A 24,063-nucleotide genomic window follows, 5' to 3' on the forward strand; every position below is an offset into this window, starting at 1 on the left:
TAGCCCGATATAGCGCGAACATTCTATATGCTTCACAGAAGGAACTCTGTTAGATTGGGGTTTCTTTTACTATGGTGAGTAAAGAAAGTAGCAACGGAATTGAATATAGGATCAGAAATAGCCCGCCAAAGTATTTTTGGCGGGCTATTTCCGTTAAATAACAGTCAGAAAAACCGCCAAAATCAACTTAACGGGGTATCTCGTGTTGCTCTTATACATTTTACCCCGCTAAATGATTTTTCGCGGGGTAAATCTTAGCTCATTACATCAGCGTAAAGTGAGCTGTTTCTTTCGAGCATGCTTTTGGCGAAGGCGCAGCGGGGGATGATTTTTTTATTTTCCGCTCTGGCCATTTCGGCCACGCGATCAACCAATTGCGCGGCAATTCCCTGGCCACGGTAATCGTCATTCACAAAGGTACGGTCGATGACGATCATGTTGCTGTCTGCAAGAGAATAGGTTATTTCGCAGATTAAGTTTTCGTTTTCGTCTTTTTTGTAGAAACGTAAGTCGCCGCTATCAAAGTTCATTGTCTGATCTCCTTTTTATTTTTTATGTATTTCCAGCATTAAATATCCGATTTCCATTTCATATTATTACTGCCGTTGAGACCAGTCAAGATATTAGTCTTGAAAAGATAGTCACGACGAATGGAAACTTCTACTTGTAAATCATCAATGAAAAAGTATACAATGAAAAAATATTGTACAGGAAATCAAATGTTATAATCGCTGAGACCTAATCTCAGTATAGCTCTATTCATAATTTCTTTATTTGTGGTGTGACCGACCTTCCATGGTCAATTTTTGATAGCAAGAAAGGGGAAATGACATGTTTTCGAAAAGATTTTATGCAGTCGTATTAACATCTTTATTCATTTTTAGCTATACATCAATAACTACTGAGGCAATGGCATCCCAATCATCATCCGAGGCAACCGCAAACCCAAATAGCTCGGCCGATTTTCAGGATGTCATTGTAAGATTTAAAGACAAACCGGGTCAGGCGGAATTACATGCTTTTAAGGGCCTGGGTGGTGATGTCAGCAATGTTTTCACTATTATTCCTGCGATTTCCGGAAGACTTCCGGCGAAAGCCATCGAAGCCCTGAAAAATAATCCTCAAGTGGAAGTAGTCGAATTGGATTATGCTGTGCAGGCACTTGAATATTCGGCAGAAAACGAGCTTGGGAACAGTTGGGGTGCAGATCATATCAACGCCGATGCAGCACTTGCATCCATGTATTCTGGCGAAGGGGTCAAGGTTGCCGTTTTGGACTCCGGAGTGAATTTCAATCACTTTGATCTTCGGGATAACTTTGACTCATCCGCAAATGAATTGGGCTACGATTTTGTTTCGGATGACTTCTTCCCCGAGGATGTTTATGGACATGGCACGCACGTAGCAGGGATACTTGCTGCAGCGAGCAACGGCTTTGGGGTTGTCGGCGTTGCTCCAAACGCACAAATCGTGGCACTCAGAGTTCTGGATGACAATGGAGAAGGTACCACAAGCAGGATCATCGAAGCGCTGCAATGGATTCAGAATTATAATGCCGCGCATCCGGATTCTCCCATACGCATCACAAACAACAGCTACGGCACCGGATCCAATTCGTCCCAGCTCGGGGCAGCTTTTGATGCATTAGCCAGCTCCGGGGTTCTGCATATTGGCGCTGCAGGCAATGAAGGGAGTGCTGCGGGCAACGGTAATAACGTCGGTTATCCGGCCAGATATGATTCGGTAGTAGCCGTCGCAGCTGTCGACAGAAATAATCTGCGGGCCAGTTTTTCCAGTATGGGCTCGGACGTTGAAATAGCCGCGCCAGGTGTAGCTGTACTATCTACATGGAAAGACGGTGTCAATCTATTAGGTCCGCAGCCGTTTTCGTTCGAAGGTTATACAGGCGAGTACTTCATAGAAGCAAACGGAACATCAATGGCTGCACCTCATGTCGCTGGTGTCGCAGCTTTGCTGATGGCAGCCGATCCGAGTTGTACAGCGGAGGCAGTCCGCAATAAAATGAATGAGACGGCCTTGGACTTGGGGGAAATCGGTAAGGATAAATTATACGGTTACGGGTTGGTGGACGCTTCCTCAGCGCTGGGGATCGGATCGATTGCAAATAATCCCCCTGTCGGATACGGCCAGACTGTAGACACAACGCAAAACAGCTCTGTAGCCATCACCCTCATCGCAACAGATCCAGACGGTGATCCGCTGACCTATTCGATTGCTACAGGTCCAGAAAACGGAACAGTAAGCGGAACAGGACCAGACATTACCTATGCACCGAACGCTGACTTCACAGGCGTGGATAGCTTTACATATGAAGTGAAGGACAGCAAAGGTGCAATTGCCACTGCAACAGTGACCATTAATGTTGCGCCTAAAGCTGTACCTGCAAGAACAGTTGATGTGGTTGTCCAGATGAGTGCTACGACCAGAAAAATAAACAAAATAAATCAGGTATGGGCCACAGCTAAAGTGAAAGTAATGGCAGCCGGTTCCCAAGTAGCTGATGCAACTGTTGCCGGCCACTGGGAAGAAGCAACAACAGGTCCTGTTTCTGGGACCACCGGAAAAAGCGGGACAGTGGCATTCACATCCGAAAAGTTAGTCCAGTCGACAGAACAAAGAACGTTCACCTTTGTTGTCGATAGTGTGGTTATAGGAGATGTCAACTATACGCTTAACGGCCAGACGACAAATTCGATAATAAGATGACAGAACACCAACATAAACTGGATTTGACTTAGGGCATTTAAGAATGAAATAAACATAAACGTATGTAAAAGACTTGAACCTTTACTTGCTGAAGGGTCAAGTCTTTTTTACTGCGCTCAGCTGTTCGGAAAAACCTATCAACTGTGTTCGGTTCTGCATAATATTCATTTATCGGCAGTCATGATACCATATGTGAATAGATATTCAATGGAAAAATTACGACAGAAAATTGCTGGTTTAATCTTCTTTTTACAGAAATAATGTCTTGGTATATTGAATCAAGCAAACAGTAAAAGCTGACAAAGGCGCTAAAGTAATCGTTGCTTCCTAAAATATCGGGAAGTTTTTTATTTGTGAGGCGATGATCAGAAACTGGAAAAAGCCATAAAGGATTGGAGGAAAACAATGGACTTGGACTTTATAAGAAAGGCTATCCCCATGTACCAGGAAGCAGCATTCCTTGTGTTGCGCTTGGGTTGGATTGGGATCATCTTTGCCTTTATCATCGGCCTAATTGTCAGTATCGTGCGCTATTATAAATTGCCTGTGTTGTCGCAGTTTTTTGAAGGATACATCGAATTGTCCCGCAATACGCCCTTGATGATACAATTGTTTTTCTTGTATTTTGGCTTGCCGCAGGTTGGTATCCACTTGAGCGCTGAAGTCTGTGGCATATTAGGGTTAACCTTTTTGGGAGGTAGTTACTTTGCGGAAGCGATAAGAGGTGGTTTGGAATCCGTCCCGAATATTCAGATGGAATCAGCGTCCAGTCTGGGTTTATCAAACACGCAAACTTTTCTGTATGTTATTTTCCCGCAGGCAATCGCAAATTCCTTTCCCAGCATCGGGGCGAACATCATCTTTCTGCTGAAAGAAACCTCCGTGTTCAGCGCAATCGCATTAGCCGATCTGGTTTTTGTCGCGAAAGATATCATGGGATTGTATTACAAGACCAATGAAGCGCTATTCTTGATGGTCACAACCTATCTGGTGTTTTTAGTGCCGATATCCCTTTTGATCCATTTCATCGAAAGGAGGTTGCGTTTTGCAGGATTCGGGAATTAACATTTTATTCGAAGGTCAAAATCTGCAACGTATCTTGGAAGGCCTTGGGCAAACGGTTTTTGTCGCAATCATATCAGTCGTGCTTTCATTCATACTGGGACTTTTGGTCGGAATGCTCATGACAAGCAGAAATATCGTTGTTCGGTTCGTCACAAGGCTCTACCTCGAAGTCGTACGGATTGTCCCCGTATTGGTGATGCTGTATATCCTGTACTTCGGCCTTACACGTTGGACAGGCATTCATATTGATAATCGAGTGATCGCCATTTTCGTGTTTACCTTTTGGGGTACGGCTGAAATGGCCGACATCGTCAGAGCATCCGTCACGTCCATACCAAAAATCCAATGGGAAAGCGGACAGGCATTAGGATTGACTGCAGGGCAACTCTATGTGTATGTCATTATTCCTCAGACCGTCCGGCGCATCGTTCCACCGGCCATCAACTTGGCTACCAGGATGGTGAAAACGACAGCGCTGTTGCCGTTGATAGGGATTATTGAAGTCATCAAGGTCGGACAGCAAGTGATTGAAGTATCCGTGAAGGACTATCCGAGTGCTTCCTTCTGGATCTATGGGTTGATCTTCTTCCTGTACTTCATCGTCTGTTACCCGTTATCGAAATTATCCAAAAAATTGGAATTGAAATGGCAAGAGTGAGAAGGGGTGAAGAAACATTGGAAAGTCCAATATTAAAGCTGAAACATGTAAATAAATATTACGGAGAAACTCAGGCCTTGGCTGATATCCAGTTGGATGTAGCCAAAGGAGAAGTTGTGACCATCATCGGACAATCAGGTTGCGGCAAATCGACTGCCCTGCGCTGCATCAATGGTCTGGAGCAAATTCAGTCCGGTAGCATCTTGCTGGATGGAAAAGAGATAGCCGCAGCAGGGACGAATTGGAAAGAAGTCAGGCAGAAAATCGGAATGGTCTTTCAAAAGTATGATCTGTTTCCGCACATGACAGTTCTTGATAATGTCCTATTGGCTCCTTTAAAAGTTCAAAAACGCAAGAAAGAGGAGGCAGCCGAAGAAGCCATTGCGTTGCTGAAACGGGTTGGTCTGGAAGATAAAGCGCATAGCTTCCCGAGGCAGTTGTCCGGCGGGCAGCAGCAACGGGTTGCAATCGTGCGAGCGTTGATGACGCACCCGGAAATCATGCTCTTCGATGAAGTGACGGCGGCGCTCGATCCCGAGATGATCAGGGAAGTCTTGAACGTCATCCTCGATCTGGCAAAAGACGGCATGACGATGCTGATCGTCACCCATGAAATGGCTTTTGCGGAGGCAGTCAGCGATAAAATCGTCTTTATGGAAAAAGGGAACATTGTTGAAATTTCTGAGGATCCGAAAGCTTTTTTCACGCAGCCACAATCGCAAAGGGCTAACGAATTCATCAACACATTCAGGTTTCAATAGAAAGACAATATATATGAAAAAACATTGGAGGAATGAAGAATGAAAAACAAATTTATCAAATCATTGGCTATATTATCAGCGACAGTGGGGCTAGCGGCTTGCGGCGCGGGTGCAACAAATGATTCTTCAGAAGGCTCCGTTGCCAATATTGAAGATAAAACAACAGTGGACACAATCAAAGAAAATGACGTCATCCGCATCGGTGTTTTCGGCGACAAACCGCCGTTCAGTTATGTGGATGCGAACGGAGACAACCAAGGCTTCGACGTTGAGATTTCCAAAAAAATCGCAGAAGATCTGCTAGGGGACTCTTCAAAAATCGAATGGGTCATCACAGAAGCAGCAAACCGAGTGGAGTATCTGGAAACAGGCAAGGTTGACCTGATGATGGCCAACTTCACCGTCACACCGGAACGTGCAGAAGTAGTGGACTTCGCCAACCCATATATGAAAGTATCTATTGGAATCGTTTCTCCAGAAGGGGATGTCATCACGGATGTTTCTCAATTGGAAGGCAAACAATTGATCGTCAACAAAGGAACAACCGCAGAAGCTTATTTCAGAGAAAATTACCCTGATATCGAACTGTTGGTCTATGAGCAAAACACAGAAACGTTCCAAGCCTTATTGGATGGCCGTGGCGCCGCTTTGGCACACGACAATACCTTGATCTTCGGTTGGATCAAAGACAATCCTGGCTTTGTGGCAGGCGTTGAAGCCATCGGGAACGAAGATACCATCGCGCCAGCAGTAGCTAAAGGCGACACCGCATTGTCGGAATGGGTGAATGCAGAGATTGATACGTTGAATGAAAGTGGCTTTATCGCAGAAGCATACGAAAAGACATTAGCCCCAGCATTCAGCTCCGATATTGATCCTGCATCCGTCCTGATAAATCAATAATAAGAGATGCAATTGTCGGCTTGGTCAGCGATAATAGTTTCCCAATACACAAATAGGTCGGGACTTCGGTTCCGGCCTTTTTGAATTTCTCAGATGTTGTGAAAATAAATCAGGTAATCTGTTGATATAAAATGAAAATATAGCGAATCATAATAAAAGTTAATAATAATTCAAGAAAAAGTTGGGTTTCAGACAATTTTACAGAAAAACGATGTTATATCAGCGCGGAAAGCGGATTCCTTTAGATTTTTCAAGTTTGACATGTCGGATGGACTCTCTATAATGAGGGATGTTGGTTTGGATGCATTCTGATAATGAATCTGTACAAATAAAAGTTAATCAGTCTGAGTCCATTTACTAGCTACCTGAAAAATTACATTCAAATGAGAACATATGTGAATAATGTCTCATAAATGAAAGCGGTATTTCTGGTGTAGATAAATATAATTACATTATAGGCTGAACCTATTCAATGTAATAGAGTATATTTGGTTCTGGCTGGAGGCATTATTTAAAACAATTGAAAAAATATATCATTGTGAGGGGCGTTTTATTTTGTCGAAAAAATATATACGGATTATCATTGCAGGTATGCTGTTGATGCTAGGGGTAGGGATTCCGATGAACGGGTTGGCATCGTTTTTCAAACCGGTAACAGAAGCGACCGGATTTTCAGTTTCTCAATTCAGTTTGGTGGGCAGTTTCCTTAATTTGACCGGAATAGTAGCGGTGCCTTTAGTCACCAAATTTTTGCTGCCTAAAATTGGCTTGCGGAAAACATCCATCCTGGGTGGTATTTTCGGAGCATTAGGATTCCTACTATTATCCAACGGAAAATCCTTGCTTGCATTCTACTTGGGGGCAATCGTCATCGGCTTATTTATGATGTCGTCAACAGCAATCGTTTCTGTAACGCTTGTGAATAATTGGTTCCGCAAAAGCCACGGCTTGGTTATGGGACTTGTTGCTGCATCGATCGGCTTAAGCACCGCTATCACGAGCGCAATTGTCCCGACTTTCATCCAAAATTATGGTTGGGAAAAAGGGTTCTTATTATTGGGCGGCATGTACGCTGTTGCTTTGTTCTTGGGAGCGTTTCTGTTGATCGAAAAGCCCGCTGATGTAGGCATGTTGCCTTATGGCGTGACGGAAGATTCGCTTGCAGCTGTAGCAGAACAAGCAACGAATGATTCTTCGACAGTTGTCACCAACCATAAAAACACGGATATGACCTATGCGCAAGCATTGCGTTCGCCAGTATTCTACTTATTGGCCTTGTCATTCGTGTGTTTCGCAATGATTTCCACATTCACCCAACAAATTCCGATCTTCTTTACGACAAAAGGTGCGACTGATGTTCAAGCAGGTATGGTTTTGTCGATCGCGGCCATCGTCATGATCGCTTCCAAGATCATCATGGGCATCGCCAGTGACAAGCTGGGTGCAACAAAAGCTTTCTACATCTTCACGATTATCTATATCCTAGCATTCTGCATCTTTGCCGCAACGGATAACATCACTATCTTAACCGGAGCAGCGATGATTTATGCAGTCAGCACAGGTGTCCCTGCTGTAATGAACCAATTAGTGACGTTTGAGGTTTTAGGGAAAAAGGAAATCACGGCTATTTGGGGCATCTTATCGACAGCAAGTAGCCTGGGTTTAGCTTTGGGCGGCCCTTTGCTGGGTTACTTCTATGATGCAACCGGCAGCTACAACATGACAATCATCGTCAGCATCGTCTTCATGGTTGTGTGCTTAGCATCGTTCTTCTTCGCTGTAACGTTAAGAAAAGGCGAACTCAGAAAGGCTTAATAGATGATTAATAATCAAAAATTGTTATCTGAACGAGAATATATTAAGCCGCTCTCCTGATCGAGAGCGGCTTTTTTGGTTTATACAGTAATTAAAATATAGCTATAAAAAATATTTTTTTATGCTTTTGAAGTGGTACAATTAAATTAAAATAACATTAATAATATTTTGTAAGGAGGGTAACTATGCAAGGTAATGTAATTCCATTATCACAGTTAATGCAAGGCGGTGGTGCTCGCTTCATTATCCCTGTTTATCAGAGAAATTATGATTGGAAGAAAGCTAACTGCAAAAAACTTTATGATGATTTGATCGATGTATCACAGACTGACAAGAAGAAGCATTTTTTCGGCAGCATCGTTTATAAACCAAGCGGAATGATGAGTGAGGTAATCATCATAGATGGGCAGCAACGGTTAACTACAGTTTCGTTATTGCTGTTGGCAATGATGAATCTGTTATTTGAAGGAAAAGTGACTTCCAACGAAGAAAGTAAGGCTGAAATGATCAAGGATTTATACTTGACCAACCCTTTTAAAAAAGGTGATGAAAAACTGAAACTGAAGCCAATAAAAAAAGATAATCTTGCTTTTCAAAAATTATTTGGCGATCCAGATGAGTTTATTATGTCATCAAATATGACCGTAAATTATTTATACTTCTATAACCGTATCCAAGAAAAGAACATTAATATCGATGAACTATTCAGTGCCTTACAAAAACTGGAAATCATGCAGGTCAGCTTAGACTCCCCAGAAGATGATCCTCAGTTAATATTTGAAAGTTTAAACTCCACCGGATTGGATTTAAGCGAGGGTGACAAAATTCGGAACTTTATTCTGATGGGAGAAACTCCTTCTAACCAAGAGGAGTACTATGAGAAATATTGGAACCTTATCGAGGAAAAAACTGCATATGACGTTAGTGATTTTATACGTCACTATTTAACGCTAAAGCAAAATAAGATTCCAAATTTGTCGAATATCTATTTTGATTTTAAAGAATATGTAATAACCAACGGGATAGCAATTAAATCGCTTTTGATTGACCTTTTGGCTTACGCAAAGCGGTATGAGCAAATAAAGGAAGCCTCTACAACAACAAAAGGCGTTAATGAGGTATTGAAGCGCATCAATGTATTGGAAATGAACGTCATGACGCCTTTCTTTCTTGAAATCCTAAAAAATTACGAAGATTCCGTCCTTAGTATGGATGAGCTACTGGAAATTTTCAGAGTAACTGAAGACTTTATCGTTAGACGATCCATCTGTAATTTGCCCACAAATGCTTTGAATAAAATATTTTCAACACTCAATAGAGATGTCTTAAAACTTGCCACGAATCAAGATGATTACGCTGAAGTGATGAAATATATACTTCTCAATAAAACTGGCAGCTCAAGAATGCCAAGAGATGATGAGTTTAGAGAGGCAATCAATTCAAAAGACTTTTATCATATCAACAACAAATGGCGCGCCTATATCTTTAACCGCTTAGAGAATAGAGAGAGTAAAGAGACAACGGAAATAGTCGACGGCTTGCTCAATGCAAAGAAATACAGCATTGAACATATTATGCCCCAAACATTATCTAAAGAATGGCAGAAAGATCTTGGAGAGAATTATGAAGAATTACATGAAATCTGGTTAAATCGTTTAGCAAATCTTACTGTTACCGGATACAACTCCAATTACAGCAATCGAACATTTTCCGTTAAAAGAGACATGCCGGATGGTTTCAAGGCCAGCCCTTTCAGGCTGAATGAATATTTAAAAAAAGCAGAAAGATGGACAGAGCCAGAACTTAAGGAAAGAGCAAAAGACATGGAAAAGAATGCATTAAATTTATGGAAATACCCAAGTACTGCATTTGAACCAATCATCACTGATGTGGGAGCCGTTCCCTTTGATTCTGATCAAGATTACACCGGTATGACGATTGCTGCTTTTGAATTTTTAGGGAGCGGAAGGATTCCAGTCAAGTTTTGGAAGGAAATGACAATAAAGATTATCAAGATGTTATTTGATAGGGATCCCAGCAGCCTCTATCAATTGGCCGCATCTGAAGAGTCTGGACTGGCAGTATCCTTTATAGAAGAAGAACGAGATGGATACGTGAAAATTGCAGAACGCCTATATTTCTACGGAGAGACGAGCACTTGGGCCAAAGAGAACAGTCTTAAAAAATTGTTCGAACTGTACAGAATAGCTGAAGATGATCTATTGATAGAATTCAAGGATGGCGAAATTGGGGACCCGGAGGGGAAAAAGAAAATCCAGAATGTAGTGATGGATACTATCAAATTAGTACTTGATACAAATCCGGAAATAATCAGGGATAGTAAAGCTAATTTCAGATACATACGGTTTACAACCCAAACGTTGGATGCTCTGATTGAGAAAACTGGGTCGGGTTGGACTGCCTCAAAACGAGTCCTTTTATATGAGTGCGACATTAAAAGTGGTAAATTAGGTTTCACGCTGTATGTGGGACCTGGTGATGAAAGCACTAGACAAAATATCTTGAAAATTGCCGAAAAAAACCAGACTCAAACAATTTTTTCTGAAATAAGCAGTGGGAAAAAATGGACTCAAATCTACAGAAAAGATATCTTGCCTAAGAATTACGTTGAACAGTTCAAAGTTGATATAGAAGATTTAAAGAATGAAATCAAGGAAAAGATGGATGACTTTTTAAGTACTGACATGATTCAAATAAATGATCTCATAGCGAGTGAGTATAGGAGTTAGTAAATAGGATAGATTAATGATTGGTGGGGTGTTACTTTTGGAAAAAGAATTGCTAGAACTGATTGAAAATGGGTATGAATCAAACTTCTTAGATTTCAAAACAAAGATGTATTCCCGTAAAGGAAATCCCGATATATTAAAGGATATTATGGCGATGGCGAATTCAAATCATCTAGGGAAAAAATATATCATAATGGGACTCGATGAGGATGGATACGGTGGAAAAAGTATATGTGGCATTACCCCCGAGGAAAAGGTAGATTCTTCAACCTATCAGCAGTTTATTTACAATAATATAGAGCCTGATGTGCATTTCAATCTGTACTACAGAGAATATCTTGGAAAAGAACTTGCTATCATTGAAATTGGCGACACTCGTGATAAACCATATGTCATAAAAAAAGACTTTAAAGAAATTAAGCAAGGGTTGTGCCTAGTAAGAAAAGGGAGTACGAATGCAGTCGCCAACCGGGGTGATTTTGAATACATGTATAGTGAAAAATCGGGGGAATTTGAACTTAAAATTCTCGGAAATTATCTTAGAGCAACAGATGGCACAGCGTTATTAGACGTTTCTTTTAGGAATTTATCCACCTATCCTGTAACCATTATTTCTGGAAGACTCCTGATTAAAGATTCTCAAAATACGATTAGATCAAAACATAATGTCAACGGGTTCGGCAAAGAGGTAGGTGCTGATTTCCGTATTGAAATCCCTGCTAAAAGAGAATTTACAGGCGACTTATATCTAGGTTTTAAATCTAGCGATTGTCTACGTCTGAGCCTTGATGATACTGGATATACCGATGAAAAGTTTATTTTTGTCCTACAATTTAGGGATTCTACCGGGAACGAATATGAAGTAACATCTCCAGATGTTACTGTATTCGCAAAAGGGAAATGCCTATGGAAAGTTAAACTTAAGAACCAATCGACAAAGTAAAATCCCGCAAATTCAAACATGATTGATCAGGTAAAGGAGTGAATTACAAAGTAATTAAATAGTTTTGATGAATTTACTTCTTTATTGATATATCAAAGGATGTACATATTATGAGAGATATGAAATCTACCAAATCGATGAAATCTAGGTAGTGCCAAAAATTCTATGGAAACTGCCCAAAATAACGAGGTGATGTGAAAAACCAAGCCCTGCTATTCAAAGTTAGGTGAAACAAACGCTCTTGACAACCGAGCCAATGGTTTCTTCCTTTGCCGTCAAGGGCGACGGTATACAAAAGGAGCAGCACAAAGTAGCCCTTGGCTTAGAAAATTTTAAACCATTGGCTTTTCGGATTGTAAAGAGTACGCTCCGCCGTTTGTTTAGTTTATTGGTTCTCTCTTTTTTAGAGGGCTCCGGTGCCAAAAGTTAAGGGGTTTGGTCCATCAGCCAATCTTGAGATAAAGAGATTAATTTTATCCATTTAGCTGGCATGTTAGGAAGTTTGTCCAGCGCAGGGATAAGCACAGGCACCTTCTTTTCCAGGGCCGCGTGCGGTCTTAAAAAGTTGAAGTAGACACAAAACAAGGTCACGAAAGAGACCGATCCCTGTTGGGATCCGAATCTGGTAGTCGCTCTGTAATTACCTTTGAATGTCCGATTCAACCTTTCAATGATTTGTTTTAAAGGGCGGTATTCCTTTGACACCGGATCATTATTTGTAAGTCCGATTACTTGCTTCACATCAAAAGGGATGCCGTGCTGGGCGTAATAGTGTTGAGCCAGAAGGTAGATCGGGTTTCCGTCGACGATAAAAGTCAGGTCTTCCGGTATCTGGGGCATCTTTTTGAATACCTCGCGCAAGGCGTAGATAGCAGATTCTGTATCACGGTTTTGCGAAACATAATTCGACAGAATAATTTTTTTGACCGCATCAAAGAAGAAAAACAAATAGTTCCAGCGACCACTCACCCGGATGTAGGTTTCATCTCCGCAGAATTGATCGGATAATTCGTAAGGGTAGTTCTCCAAAAAGGGCTTCAGAACAACGGAAGTGCTGGACGCGTAATTGAGTATGGTTTGGCCTGTAATTTTAACATTATGTACGTCGTACATAAGTGCCGCTGTTTTCCTGGCGGAAAGACCATAATTCACATGATAAGTAAGTATCAACCCCAACGTGTAAGGGGAACAATGGATATTGGCCAGATTAACTTTCGGCTGAATGATCGAGTCCTTCGAGATGGGTTCAAAAGCAAGGTTGAATTGACGGAAAAGATAATGCATCTTAAATTGGTGCGGTTGATTCTTGAATAAGGCTTTTTCTTCAGGCGTTAATTCCTTTAGCCTTCTCAAGTAATAAGGGCAATCCGTTTTTTTACATTTGTAGACATCAAATCCGTTGCGGTCTTTCACTTTTTCTAACGGATGCATACAATGCGGACATTTTAGAATGGCTTCTTTTGAGTAACGGTTTTTAGGGCTGAATACAGCGTCGCAAACTTTACAATTGCATTGGCCTTTGGCGCCATTGTTGGCATAGAGGTAGTCTGAGGGAGCGCTGCAACACGGGCAGGTCGTGTTGAGGTCTAGGTTGATTTTAACGCCCTTACGGCGTTGAATGGGCTGAAGAACCTTCCCCGTTTTTTCGAAATGAGTTTGAAGAAGCAGGCGATAGTCCAACTTATCAACTTTTTCGATCAAGGGCAGTTCATCGATCTTTAGCTTCTGGTAATTTAAATTGTCCGGAGCAGTTAACTGAGGCATGCGGGAGTTTCGCGTCAACAGGAGTACTAACTTCATCAACGCAAGAATAATCATTCGTTGACGCTTGATAATATCAACTAAATAGGTTAATAATAGAGGTAGCAACTTGTCATCTTCCTTTCTTTTGGGGAAATAGTGCGGTGTCGTTACCATCACTATTGACCAAAAATTGGGGGGTGGCAAGTTGTTTTTGTCGTTAACCCCGTTAAATCAACGAAAAAATACAAAATTGAACGTCTGGCAGAGCTAAACTTTGACAGTACAGAAATCTAAAAGGGGGTGCAAATATGATTGCTGAAATTAAAGGGAAACTGAGCCAAACAGGCTATAATTTGAATGAAAGTTTAGAAGATAACCTAACTGGGAATTTTTTTGGAGCATTGAGGTACATCCCGTTTGATTTGGCGTTGCGGAATATTTTGGTAGCTGGAGTGTATCCAAGTAAAGTTGGCGATTTAATCGGAAAAATTAGCGCTGACTTTTGGAGCGATAAAATAGAATTTTGGCCAAAAGCTGACGAAGGTGAAATCGATGCTTTACTGAATTTCGATGATACGATAATCGGTATTGAAGTGAAGTACGCAAGCGGACTTTCCTCTGATGATAATATAGATAACTCTTCTATTGTAGACAACCAATCCGTCGAGACGGAAGATAGCAAAAATCAACTTGCACGAGAGTCCAGGGACATTTCAAGAAAAGGCGCAGGGAAAACGAAGATTCTACTTTTTATCGCAAATAGTGAATCCTGTCGAAATGTCTATAACGATGTAGTAAACCGTAACATTATCAGCAATGATGTTCAGCTGGCATATATTTCATGGCAAAGCATTTTGGTAGAGTTGAAAAAATTGAAACTAGATGATCGGTATTACCAAGTTATTATCGATGACCTCATTTCCTTACTGATGAAAAAAGGATTCGAAAGTTTCAAAGACATGCAAGTAGATTTTGATGTGGACATCGACCAAGAAAAGTTTTATTCATTTTATCCAACAGATTCGTCAGATTCTGACTTTGAATCGAACAGCAAGATTAAGGGGGCAAATACATTATGAACTCAGTTGATGAAAATATCCGGAATGCCTTTATTGCAGTACATAAAACTCATGAAAATGTTAATCAACTAATGGAATATTGCCGTACAATTGCGAATGAAAAAACAAACTACAAAACTGTAAATGGAAAATTTTTAAAGTGGCAGTGGAACGGCAATTACTACGGATGGTGTATCGATGATTTTATTCTGTTGTTCCAAAGGGAAACGGATAAAATACTCAAGAATGAGTGGCGTGACGGTCCAATATATGCCATGGAGATCATGCTACATAATGATGAACACTTCGAACAGCTGCCCACCATTTACTTGTCAAAATTCGAATATGAAGATATCGCCTCGTGGGAAAAGGGATGTTCAACTTCAAATCATCAGCATTTTTATTATCCCACAAAAGCAGAATATATGGATATACAAATGATTGGAGAGGAAATATACTTAGCTACTCCCGAAATGAAAGAAACAGCAGATCAATATTACGCCGGAGTCAGAAAGGTAAGTTTCGTGCAATTACCATTACTGAGTGTAAATGCTGAAAATGCGGAAGAGACAATATTTGGTAATTTTGAGAAACTGTATCTCTCTAATTATAGTAGCCGGCATCAACTATAACAATTATGGTTATCACTATGAAATACGATTGGGTGTCTCTAATTGGTAAACCATGGCAAAACTACAACAGAATCGATTTAGCGGAAAGTCTATAATGACGGTATTTCCGCTTTTTTTTACTCTCGGAAGATCTAATCCTATAACAATTTGAGTAACTGAAATGGAAGTAAATTAAATAAATATTGAATACCCTTGATATCATTGAGATAATGAGAGCAAATGAAGATGAGGTGGTGGATGCTTTGGTTAATCGTAATAAAGATATAATTGTATCATGGGAATCTGTCAGAGATCAAAATCCAAGCGAATATATAGAAAAAGGCTATTTAGACGCAGATGACAATGTCCGCTTACGGACTGTTTCGGAGTGCTGCAACTGTTTTGGGGCAGGATACAAAGGATTCCAGGGCAGCGGAGCAAAGCATAAGTTTGAGGAAGATACGGACATCAAGCGTTTGAAGTTTTATCCGAATGGAGAGTGGGATAACCACTTAACTTCAGATGGGAACAGGTTCACGGAATTCCATATCAATTCTGCGGAAAATGACAAATATGCTTGGAGTCGATTAACGGAACTGAATCAAAAAATAGCACTCTTCTCTCACGAAAAGACATCTTCATCGAAATATGAAGCCATTTTTAAAGGCTTGTACCGAGTTAACAAAGTGGAAAGCCTGAAGAATAAGAAAGTTACCTATGATCGCATTTCGAAAATAATTCCAACTTACTATCCAAAGAATGTAATAGCACCAAAAGTAATTGCCGAAGCCTATGATAAAGAAGGATATATGGTTGCCCATTTTTATGATGCTGAGGTGTTGGATGGATTTCAGCAGAAATATGCAATGGATTACATCTACCATCTGAAATAATATTAAGATTTTTTCTAATGCATAATATTCCAAAAAAAGAGAACAGAATTGATTGAGCGGAAAACCTTTAGCGATAGAATTTCCGCTCTGCTGTGTGCGCTCGGATCATCTAGGAATTAATTGTATTGAAAAATGAATTATTTTGATATAATAAATACGGTAAACGTTTTCAAAAATTTTTATTCGATGTGTAGAAATTATTTTGATTGTGGGGGAATAATGATGGGAAACAGAAAAAATAAACACTTGAATATATTCTACCATTACAGTCAGGCCGCGGCGGATCCGATTGAGAATAATATCTCTCGAGGCCTAGCCATAATACTAGATTCAAATCCTTTCATATTGGATAGACTATTTGATTTAGTGAATAACAAAATAAGCAGCCCGGTTAGTTCAACTGTGCTCGCTAATTTAGCTATGCTACAAAAAATAGAAAAACCTCAAAGGGAATATGAAGTAAATATTCAAATGAATACAACACAAATAGAACCAGAATACTCAAATATACTTGGGATAACGTTGACAGAAGCTATACTACCAATTCCTATCATGAATCCTTCAAATAACTATGGAACGATAACGGATATAACAATTGAGTACGATGATACATTAATTATTATCGAAGTTAAACCATCGGATCACAATTGCATGGGGCAACTTATCAATCAAATGGAGGGATATATTAGCAATTATTACAAAAATAATAGCAGCGTTGTTAATGGGAATATAGTATCTGTGAGTTGGACGGAAATAGTTGAACTTATTGAGACGTATCAGATATTACACTCGTCAGATAATAAGATTATTAATGATTACTATCATTTGCTAAGAAATATTCATCCAGATTGGATACCTTCTAAACCGCTTAAACTTTGCCAAAATGAGGAAACTGAATTAATAAGTAAAAGAGTTGGAATTATTATGTCTGACTTGGTTAAAAAATTGAATGGAATAAATAATGGCATAAATTATAGTTTGACAAATAACAATACTATGATGTGCAATCTTTCTTGGATAGATCGAATAGTTGTTTGGTACGAATACGATGAGGTGAACAAAGAAGGAAAATTGACTATTAATTTTTGGCCGGGATTTACTAAACCGCAAGCATACAGTTTGATTCAAAAAACGACAGATTTTAAATTTGTGAGCAAGTCGCCCTTGTCATTTTCAACGGCATTGAACAACGAAGTTGTAAATATGCAGATGGTCACCAAACCCTATCTGTGTTTAAAGTCAATGGGTAGTTCTGTGTTAGATGCGTACTTCAATACAAGCGAAATAAAAAGTTTCAATAAACATAAATATCAAAATCTTATGAATATGACTGGAAGAAAGCACAGCATTAATAATCAGTGGACTAATATCTATACACCAGACATAACAAGTAAATTAGAAAATGTAAACCAATTTGACAATGAATTTCAGGATAAGTTTGTGAATTCTAAAAGAACTCAGTACGATTTAATATTTCCTTTTAAAGTACAGGCAAGTATACCCATGGATATTTTGAAAAAAATAGATGTCTCTTCGAACAGTTACACTGATGTGGCTGTTGTTTTAAAAGAACTCATAAATCAAATGATCAAAGAAATTGAATCGTGAGTGTTGTCATCGCATAAGATAAGTGGTTGCATTATGGTGAACCAATAGCTTTTTCCCAAAAAGGAAAAGATATGCGTATGATGGATTAATAGATGAACCAAGGCACTGTTAAACCATGGGTCTTAAAAGATTTTATTCCAAGGCTTGAACTCCAAATTCGTCGATATGAATACATTTGATTTTTTTGAGGGGAATAGTGGAATGTTTTTGCACCAAAACCCTGGATACAAGTAATTTACAGGAAGATCAAAAAAATTTAAAATTTTCAAGCTGTTGATTAACTATAAAGGTGGGAGTACGCATGAAAAAAGAGTTTAGGAAAAAGACAGTCACAGGGAAAATGCGAAATCAGGAAAAAGAGGCAGTAAAAGAAGATCAGGTTGAAAGAGAACTTACAGACAACGATCTGAAGCAAGACGAAAAAGAATTTGAATCATTCTTCTCCGAAGTGTTAAAAAAATTACCGCAAAAAACATCAGCCACTGTAATTAATGCTTATGACAAATCAAAAGAGCAGGCTGAAAAAATTCTGGACAAGAGTAAAAATCAATTTGACGGTATCTTCGATGAGTTTTTGGAAGGTGTTGATGAAGAAACCCGCAAAAAATGTCATACTACTGTTCATGCTGCGTCTTTAACGGCAGCCATTATCGGCTGTTCGCCTATCCCTTTTTCAGATGCAGTCTTGCTGGTTCCAGTCCAGTTAACGATGATGGCTCGCTTGCACAAAATATTCGGTCAATCATGGTCTGAAAGTCTTGGGAAAAGCCTGTCTAAAGAATTGATTGTTGTTGGTTTAGGCAGAAGTGCAGTCGGCAATATCGTGAAATTGATTCCCGCTGTGGGGACCGTTGCAGGTGCCGCAATTAACGGTACCGTTGCCAGCACAATCACTGAATCTTTAGGTTGGGTAACCGTAAAAATGTTAAATGATGGCGAAGATATTTTCGACCAATTCATGTCATTTAAAGGACAGTTTAATACGCTTTTTAAGACACTTCAAAATTCTAGTAAAACGTCGAATAAAAATTAAATGGATGATTCATCAAATTCAGACACTTGGAAAATTTGCTTTGGATTTGAGAATGTTAAAGTCAAAATCGAGAATATAGAGTTCTCTTCAGAATCACGAGAGTTTTAAGGAGAATAGTATTTTCTTTCGCAGTAACGAAAATCTAAACAAAATGCACTCAGCATAAGCTGGGTGTTTTTCTTTTAATAAAAATACCTGAATTCCCAGGAATTATAACAAGGTAAAATAATTCGCTTTTCAATATATGCTATTTTTTTTGAGAAGTTGAACGATTCCATTGTATTGGTAATTCTAAATTGATAAAATGAAGTAGTATAGTGTAATTTATCTAAAAATGTTTGTGCCATTATGACAAGTTAAATAAAAAAATCATTAAGCAGCAAAGAGGTGTTATATGGGTGTTAGTTATAAAAAGCTTTGGATATTGATAATTGACAAAGACATGACGAACGTGGGAGTGAGGAAGGCAGCAAAGATCAGCCCTGCTACATTCACTAAACTAAAAAAAAATGAGATTGTATCGCTCGATATTTTGATCAAAATCTGCAGAATATTGGATTGCGACATCGGGGATATCGTTGAAGTAGTAAAGTAACTGCTGTAGAGAACCGGTGGGGCAGACAGCCCGTTTAAGAAATAGTAACAATGTGGTATTTGGGGGATTATTTATGGAAAAGTATAGTTCAGGGCTTGTAGCGGAATCCTTTTGGTTCATCGAATTCAAGATTTTAATAAAATTAAGGTACGAAGGTAAATCCTGGGATGATATCAAGGCTTTATGCCTGAATGAAAATTTGCTGGGGATTTCGAAGGAATATCGAGCAAAAAGAATTTTTGGCTATCTTAAAAATAGAATTGAAGCAATTGAGGATGGTTATCTAGAAATTTTTATGCATACTGATTTGCAGACTCAAAAAATAATCAATATCCTAGCGTCAGCCAAGAAAAACAGACTATTTTTCGAGTTTCTGTATGAGGTATATCGCGAAAAAGTGAAGCTTGGAGCACTTGAGCTGACGGCAAGTGATATCAATATCTTTTTTAAAAATAAACAAGAGCAAGACGAAATTATGAGCAAGTGGACGGATGTGACTTTACGACGATTGCGCAGTACCTATATGAACTTTTTAGTTGATGCAGGGCTACTGACTATCAGTGATAAGCAAAAAAAAATCACACCTCCAATTCTGGATATAACATTAGAAAACTTTTTAAAAGACACCGGTGAGATGCAATTGATCAAAGCCATTACAGGAGTGAGCTAAATGCAGGATTTAGACAGCAGATTAAACAAGCTTGAAGATAAACTCAAGCAGCCAAACTTCCGAAAAAATAAGGGCCTAGGAAATGAAGTGGGATACTACATATTTGATTATCCTGCAGAGCAAGAACTCCTTGTCAGAGAACGGATTGATTATCTGACATCGAAATATAAAAACGGGAGCCAAGACTTTCAGTTGGTCGTTTTCGATTTGTACGACATCGTCATGGACCTTTTGATTCGTGAAGGATTCCTCGATTTGTGCATAGAATTCGAAAAAACTAAAGGATTTTCGGAAATCACCAAAGCGATAAATGAAATACTTCGAATGGAAGAGGATAACCACAGCAATGAAATCTTGGCACATATCAAGAACAATACGCCTAGCAACTCGATTGTGTTTTTAACGGGCGTCGGGAAATGCTTTCCGATATTGCGTTCCCATAAGGTTTTAAATAACTTGCATCAGTATGTGGACGATGTGCCGGTTATTATGTTTTTCCCTGGAAAGTATGATGGGCAGTCATTGATGCTGTTCTCAGAAATAAAAGACGACAACTATTACAGAGCTTTCAAGCTTGTAGATTGAGGGGTAAAACGATATGTATGTGAAAAATATGTTTGCAAAACCGATCGATAGAGAAATCAAAGGTGTTATAAAGGTTGGACAAGGTGATGACGAAAATATCAGACAAGAACTGGAAGAATACGTTGTTACGAGAGAATTGCAAAAGCATTTTGCAGACTTTTTCTCAAGCTATAAAAAAGGTATCATTGGCAACACAGACAAAATGGGAGTTTGGATATCCGGTTTCTTTGGAAGCGGTAAATCGCATTTCCTGAAAATTTTATCTTATCTTTTGGAGAATCGCTTAGTTGATGGTAAAACAGCCCTTGAATATTTTATCGAAGACAGAAAAATTAAGGATGAGATGGTTCTTGCAGATATGCGGCTTGCTGCAAATGTATCCAGTGATGTCATTCTATTTAATATTGATTCGAAAAGTGGCATGGCCGATTCGCAGAATAATAAAGAAGCCATTCTTTCAGTATTCTTAAAAGTCTTTAACCAGCACCTTGGATTCTATGGAGCGAATCCCTTTTTAGCTGACTTGGAGAGACAGCTTTCCGATGAAGACAAGTATGAGGATTTCAAAAAAGCCTTTAAAGAAATTCGTGGCAAAGAATGGGAAGATTCTCGCCATCAATTTAGACTTATTCAAGATTACGTTTGTAGGTCATTAGTTCAGATTGATTACATGAGCATGGATGCTGCAAAAAATTGGTGCGCAAGTGCAACAGGAGCCTACAATATCGATGTGGCCACTTTTGCAGAAATGGTCAAAAAGCACATTGAAAAGAAAGGCAATAACCATCATGTGGTCTTCCTTGTAGATGAAATTGGTCAATACATCGGCGATGATTCAAAATTGATGCTAAATCTTCAAACCGTGACAGAAGACTTGGGCACCGCTTGTGACGGCAAAGCATGGGTTTTAGTTACCAGTCAACAGGATATAGACAGCATCACCAAAACAAAAGGAAATGATTTTTCCAAGATTCAAGGGCGCTTTGATACCAGACTATCGCTTTCTTCTGCCAACGTGGATGAAGTTATTCGCAAGAGAATACTTGAGAAAACTGAGAGCGGTAAACAGACACTTGGTCTACTTTATGACGAAAAGGACACCATCATCAAAAATCTCATCATTTTCAACGATGGCATAGAAAAGAAACTCTATTCAGATCGCAATAATTTTGCAGCGATCTATCCTTTTGTTCCATATCAGTTCAATCTTCTTGCAAGTGTCCTGACATCCATCAGAACGCACGGTGCCAGCGGTAAACACTTAGCTGAAGGAGAACGTTCCATGCTGGCACTCTTTAAAGAGTCAGCAATGAAAATAATGGACAAGACCGAGGGGACAATTGTTCCTGTAAATATGTTCTACGATCCCTTGGAGGAGTTTTTGGATCATAGCCACAAGGGTGTGATCATTCGCGCTTATGACAATGAATACTTAAATCCCGAGAAATCAGAGGACTGCTTTGATGTCGCTGTGTTAAAAACCTTATTCATGATCAAATACGTCAAAGAAGTGGTGGCTAACCTTGAAAATATAACAAGTCTAATGGTTTCAAATATAGACGACGACAGGATTGCGCTGAAAAATAAAGTCGAGGAGACTTTGAAACGACTTGTCCGTCAAACGCTGATCCAAAAAAATGGTGAGGTTTATGTATTCCTTACTGATGAAGAGCAGGAAATCAATAGAGAAATCGAGAGTCAAAACGTTGAGATTTCAGAAGTTATCGGAAAAGTATCAGAGCTGATATTCGATGGTCTTTTTGATGAAAAGAAATATCGTTATCCTGCATTTAATGGGCGTTATACGTTCTCCTTCAACCAGTTTGTGGACGATAGACCTTACAAGGCAAATCAAAATCATGATATTTCGCTCAAAATATTGACACCGAACTATGAATTGGGGACAGATGAAACTACATTACGCCTAATGAGCGGTCAGAATGCCAGTATTTTGGTGGCGCTTCCTGATGATAAAGCATTTATGGATGAAATTCGGAGCGCTCTAAAAATAGAGAAATACCTGAGATTGAATTCTTCCAATACATTGACAAAGTATGAACAAATCAAAGAAGCGAAACGCGTTGAAATGCGCGAAAGAAGCGGAAATGCAAGGATCTTCCTTGAGCAATCCCTCAGAAATGCTGATATATACAGCAATGGGGATAAACTCCAGATTGGAGCTAAAGATGTTTCTGCTCGAATCAATGAGGCACTGGGCAAGCTCGTGAACGTAACCTACCATAAGCTGTCTTATATCGATACAGCAATGAGTGAAGCTAATATCCGGGCCATTTTGAAGGGAACTAATAATAGCCAACTTTCCATTGACGGTACTACCCAAATACCGAACAGATTGGCACTCAATGATGTTCTTGATTTCGTCAGCATGAACTCGCTAAGACATGCAAAAACTTCCATGAAATCCATTATGGAACGCTTCACAAAACCGCCTTATGGCTTTGTTGGCGATGATGTCCAGTGGTTGGTTGCTAAGTTGTTCAAAGACGGCGATATTGCGTTCTTTGTAAACAATGACGTAGTCACACTGCTGACAAAGTCTGAAGATGAAGTTTACCGTTATTTGAGCCGTAAAGAATATCTTGAAAAACTCCTCACGGAAAAGCGGGAAAAAGCTAACGACAAACAGAAAAAAGTAGTAAGAGAAGTGATGAAAGAGCTCTTCAATGTCACACCTGCCAGTGATGAAGATGATGCTATTTTGAAGAGCTTCCAACAGTACGCGACTCATCTTAAAAATGACTTGGAGAAGTTGGAGATTCATTATAAAAATGAACCAAGTTATCCTGGTGAAAATATAGTAAAGGACGGAAAGGGTTTATTACTGAATTTATTGGCGATCCAATACTCAACCGAATTCTTTAAGACAGTTAATGAAAAACAAGATGAGTTGTTGGAATTTGCAGAAGATTATGAGCCTGTAAAATCATTTTTTAGGGGGGACCAGATTGACATTTGGAATCGCAGCCTCGGACTATTAAAGATTTATGATGACAGCAAGACGTTTATTGTGAACAATGAAATCGAAAAAGTTGTTGAAGAAATAAAGTCCATTATGAAAACCCGTGCACCATACAGAGAAATTAGAAAAATCCCGGATCTTTTAGATCGTTACAAAGAGCTCTATGGCAATTTGCTTACAGAAATGGAAGTGCCCGTTTTTATCGCGATTGAAGAGGCTCGCATTCGTGTCACGGAGGAACTTGAAGGGAAAGAATGCAAAGAGAAATTATCTAGAAGAGTCATTGAGGGCTTTTCGGATCTACGTGATAAGGCGGGGTCTTGTAATAATGTCGCAACGCTACAAAATATCAAAATAGAAGCAGATGCCCTAAAAGTGCGTTTGCTCAATGAAATCAGTAAAGAAGAAGCACTGATTATAGCGACCAGACAAACTGAAAACCCAGATAAAACAACAGGCGGTACCATTGTAGATCCATCAGGTGTTTATATTTCAAATAAACCAAAAACCCGGAAAACAGTCAGTATTAAATCCATCAACTCTGAAACAACTTGGCAAATTGAAACGGAAGACGATGTTGACCGGTATGTTGAAACACTAAAATCAAACTTAAAGAAGAGCATCCAAGAAAATATGATTCTTAATGTAGAATTTTAAATAGGGGG

19 protein-coding genes are annotated in these 24,063 nt (G+C 39.4%); 17 read left to right on the forward strand and 2 right to left on the reverse strand.

Annotation, left to right across the window (positions count from 1 at the left end; all coding sequences use genetic code 11):
• Positions 1-254: 254 nt before the first annotated feature.
• A complete protein-coding gene (locus TES5_RS02355; protein ID WP_068559402.1) occupies positions 255-530 on the reverse strand; it encodes a GNAT family N-acetyltransferase in 276 nt (91 codons plus the stop codon).
• A gap of 301 nt (positions 531-831) precedes the next feature.
• Here TES5_RS02355 and TES5_RS02360 point away from each other — a divergent pair, with 301 nt between their 5' ends.
• From TES5_RS02360 to TES5_RS02395, 8 genes are all read left to right on the forward strand, one after another.
• Positions 832-2,727 carry a S8 family peptidase gene (locus tag TES5_RS02360; protein WP_068559404.1) on the forward strand — a complete coding sequence of 632 codons (1,896 nt, stop codon included), beginning with the start codon at positions 832-834 and terminating at the stop codon, positions 2,725-2,727.
• A 405-nt stretch (positions 2,728-3,132) separates the two neighbouring features.
• Positions 3,133-3,792 carry an amino acid ABC transporter permease gene (locus tag TES5_RS02365; RefSeq protein WP_068559406.1) on the forward strand — a complete coding sequence of 220 codons (660 nt, stop codon included), beginning with the start codon at positions 3,133-3,135 and terminating at the stop codon, positions 3,790-3,792.
• Complete coding sequence (locus TES5_RS02370) at positions 3,773-4,450, forward strand: amino acid ABC transporter permease (protein ID WP_068559409.1); 678 nt, start codon at positions 3,773-3,775, stop codon at positions 4,448-4,450. The genes TES5_RS02365 and TES5_RS02370 overlap by 20 nt, the downstream gene beginning before the upstream one ends.
• A gap of 17 nt (positions 4,451-4,467) precedes the next feature.
• A complete protein-coding gene (locus tag TES5_RS02375; protein WP_276528509.1) occupies positions 4,468-5,211 on the forward strand; it encodes an amino acid ABC transporter ATP-binding protein in 744 nt (247 codons plus the stop codon).
• Positions 5,212-5,250: 39 nt separating this feature from the next.
• Positions 5,251-6,114 (forward strand): cysteine ABC transporter substrate-binding protein, encoded by an 864-nt coding sequence (locus TES5_RS02380; protein WP_068559413.1) that lies wholly within the window; start codon positions 5,251-5,253, stop codon positions 6,112-6,114.
• A 555-nt stretch (positions 6,115-6,669) separates the two neighbouring features.
• Positions 6,670-7,929, forward strand: a complete 1,260-nt coding sequence (locus TES5_RS02385) for an MFS transporter (RefSeq protein ID WP_068559415.1) — start codon at positions 6,670-6,672, stop codon at positions 7,927-7,929.
• 185 nt (positions 7,930-8,114) lie between these two features.
• Complete coding sequence (locus TES5_RS02390; RefSeq protein ID WP_068559417.1) at positions 8,115-10,679, forward strand: DUF262 domain-containing protein; 2,565 nt, start codon at positions 8,115-8,117, stop codon at positions 10,677-10,679.
• 37 nt (positions 10,680-10,716) lie between these two features.
• Entirely contained in the window at positions 10,717-11,622 is a 906-nt protein-coding gene (locus TES5_RS02395) for an AlbA family DNA-binding domain-containing protein (protein WP_198143285.1), read from the forward strand.
• Positions 11,623-12,048: 426 nt separating this feature from the next.
• Here TES5_RS02395 and TES5_RS15500 read toward each other — a convergent pair whose 3' ends face one another.
• Complete coding sequence (locus TES5_RS15500; protein ID WP_068559420.1) at positions 12,049-13,491, reverse strand: DDE-type integrase/transposase/recombinase; 1,443 nt, start codon at positions 13,489-13,491, stop codon at positions 12,049-12,051.
• Positions 13,492-13,673: 182 nt separating this feature from the next.
• Between TES5_RS15500 and TES5_RS02405 the strand changes: the two genes are divergently transcribed.
• The 9 genes from TES5_RS02405 to brxC all read left to right on the forward strand — a co-directional run bounded on the left by TES5_RS02405 (position 13,674) and on the right by brxC (position 24,055).
• Complete coding sequence (locus TES5_RS02405; RefSeq protein WP_068559422.1) at positions 13,674-14,444, forward strand: hypothetical protein; 771 nt, start codon at positions 13,674-13,676, stop codon at positions 14,442-14,444.
• Positions 14,441-15,055: a hypothetical protein gene (locus tag TES5_RS02410; protein ID WP_068559424.1), complete on the forward strand. Its 615-nt coding sequence runs from the start codon at positions 14,441-14,443 to the stop codon at positions 15,053-15,055. Before TES5_RS02405 ends, TES5_RS02410 begins: the two co-directional genes overlap by 4 nt.
• 209 nt (positions 15,056-15,264) lie before the next feature.
• Positions 15,265-15,927, forward strand: coding sequence for a hypothetical protein (locus TES5_RS02415; RefSeq protein WP_143148181.1), 663 nt, complete (start codon positions 15,265-15,267; stop codon positions 15,925-15,927).
• A gap of 222 nt (positions 15,928-16,149) precedes the next feature.
• On the forward strand, positions 16,150-17,535 hold the full coding sequence (locus tag TES5_RS02420; protein WP_068559428.1) for a hypothetical protein: 1,386 nt from the start codon (positions 16,150-16,152) through the stop codon (positions 17,533-17,535).
• 301 nt (positions 17,536-17,836) lie between these two features.
• The gene (locus TES5_RS02425) at positions 17,837-18,568 is read left to right on the forward strand and encodes a YcjF family protein (protein WP_068559430.1); all 732 of its coding nucleotides are present in this window, start codon (positions 17,837-17,839) and stop codon (positions 18,566-18,568) included.
• 394 nt (positions 18,569-18,962) lie between these two features.
• Complete coding sequence (locus TES5_RS02430) at positions 18,963-19,163, forward strand: helix-turn-helix domain-containing protein (protein ID WP_068559432.1); 201 nt, start codon at positions 18,963-18,965, stop codon at positions 19,161-19,163.
• Positions 19,164-19,236: 73 nt separating this feature from the next.
• A complete protein-coding gene (locus tag TES5_RS02435) occupies positions 19,237-19,833 on the forward strand; it encodes a DUF1819 family protein (protein WP_068559436.1) in 597 nt (198 codons plus the stop codon).
• A complete protein-coding gene (locus TES5_RS02440) occupies positions 19,834-20,418 on the forward strand; it encodes a DUF1788 domain-containing protein (RefSeq protein WP_068559438.1) in 585 nt (194 codons plus the stop codon).
• 13 nt (positions 20,419-20,431) lie between these two features.
• Positions 20,432-24,055 carry a BREX system P-loop protein BrxC gene (gene brxC / locus TES5_RS02445; RefSeq protein WP_068559440.1) on the forward strand — a complete coding sequence of 1,208 codons (3,624 nt, stop codon included), beginning with the start codon at positions 20,432-20,434 and terminating at the stop codon, positions 24,053-24,055.
• The last annotated feature ends 8 nt before the right edge of the window (positions 24,056-24,063 follow it).

This window comes from Trichococcus sp. ES5 (genome assembly GCF_900067165.1).
Taxonomy (GTDB): Bacteria; Bacillota; Bacilli; order Lactobacillales; family Aerococcaceae; genus Trichococcus; species Trichococcus flocculiformis.

Bases quoted from the DNA above. Each gene is read 5' to 3' on its own strand.
- TES5_RS02355 (WP_068559402.1), bottom strand. From the start codon at position 530: ATGAACTTTGATAGCGGCGACTTACGTTTCTACAAAAAAGACGAAAAC.
- TES5_RS02360 (WP_068559404.1), top strand. From the start codon at position 832: ATGTTTTCGAAAAGATTTTATGCAGTCGTATTAACATCTTTATTCATT.
- TES5_RS02365 (WP_068559406.1), top strand. From the start codon at position 3,133: ATGGACTTGGACTTTATAAGAAAGGCTATCCCCATGTACCAGGAAGCA.
- TES5_RS02380 (WP_068559413.1), top strand. From the start codon at position 5,251: ATGAAAAACAAATTTATCAAATCATTGGCTATATTATCAGCGACAGTG.
- TES5_RS02390 (WP_068559417.1), top strand. From the start codon at position 8,115: ATGCAAGGTAATGTAATTCCATTATCACAGTTAATGCAAGGCGGTGGT.
- TES5_RS02405 (WP_068559422.1), top strand. From the start codon at position 13,674: ATGATTGCTGAAATTAAAGGGAAACTGAGCCAAACAGGCTATAATTTG.
- TES5_RS02410 (WP_068559424.1), top strand. From the start codon at position 14,441: ATGAACTCAGTTGATGAAAATATCCGGAATGCCTTTATTGCAGTACAT.
- TES5_RS02415 (WP_143148181.1), top strand. From the start codon at position 15,265: ATGAGAGCAAATGAAGATGAGGTGGTGGATGCTTTGGTTAATCGTAAT.
- TES5_RS02420 (WP_068559428.1), top strand. From the start codon at position 16,150: ATGGGAAACAGAAAAAATAAACACTTGAATATATTCTACCATTACAGT.
- TES5_RS02425 (WP_068559430.1), top strand. From the start codon at position 17,837: ATGAAAAAAGAGTTTAGGAAAAAGACAGTCACAGGGAAAATGCGAAAT.
- TES5_RS02430 (WP_068559432.1), top strand. From the start codon at position 18,963: ATGGGTGTTAGTTATAAAAAGCTTTGGATATTGATAATTGACAAAGAC.
- TES5_RS02435 (WP_068559436.1), top strand. From the start codon at position 19,237: ATGGAAAAGTATAGTTCAGGGCTTGTAGCGGAATCCTTTTGGTTCATC.
- TES5_RS02440 (WP_068559438.1), top strand. From the start codon at position 19,834: ATGCAGGATTTAGACAGCAGATTAAACAAGCTTGAAGATAAACTCAAG.
- brxC (WP_068559440.1), top strand. From the start codon at position 20,432: ATGTATGTGAAAAATATGTTTGCAAAACCGATCGATAGAGAAATCAAA.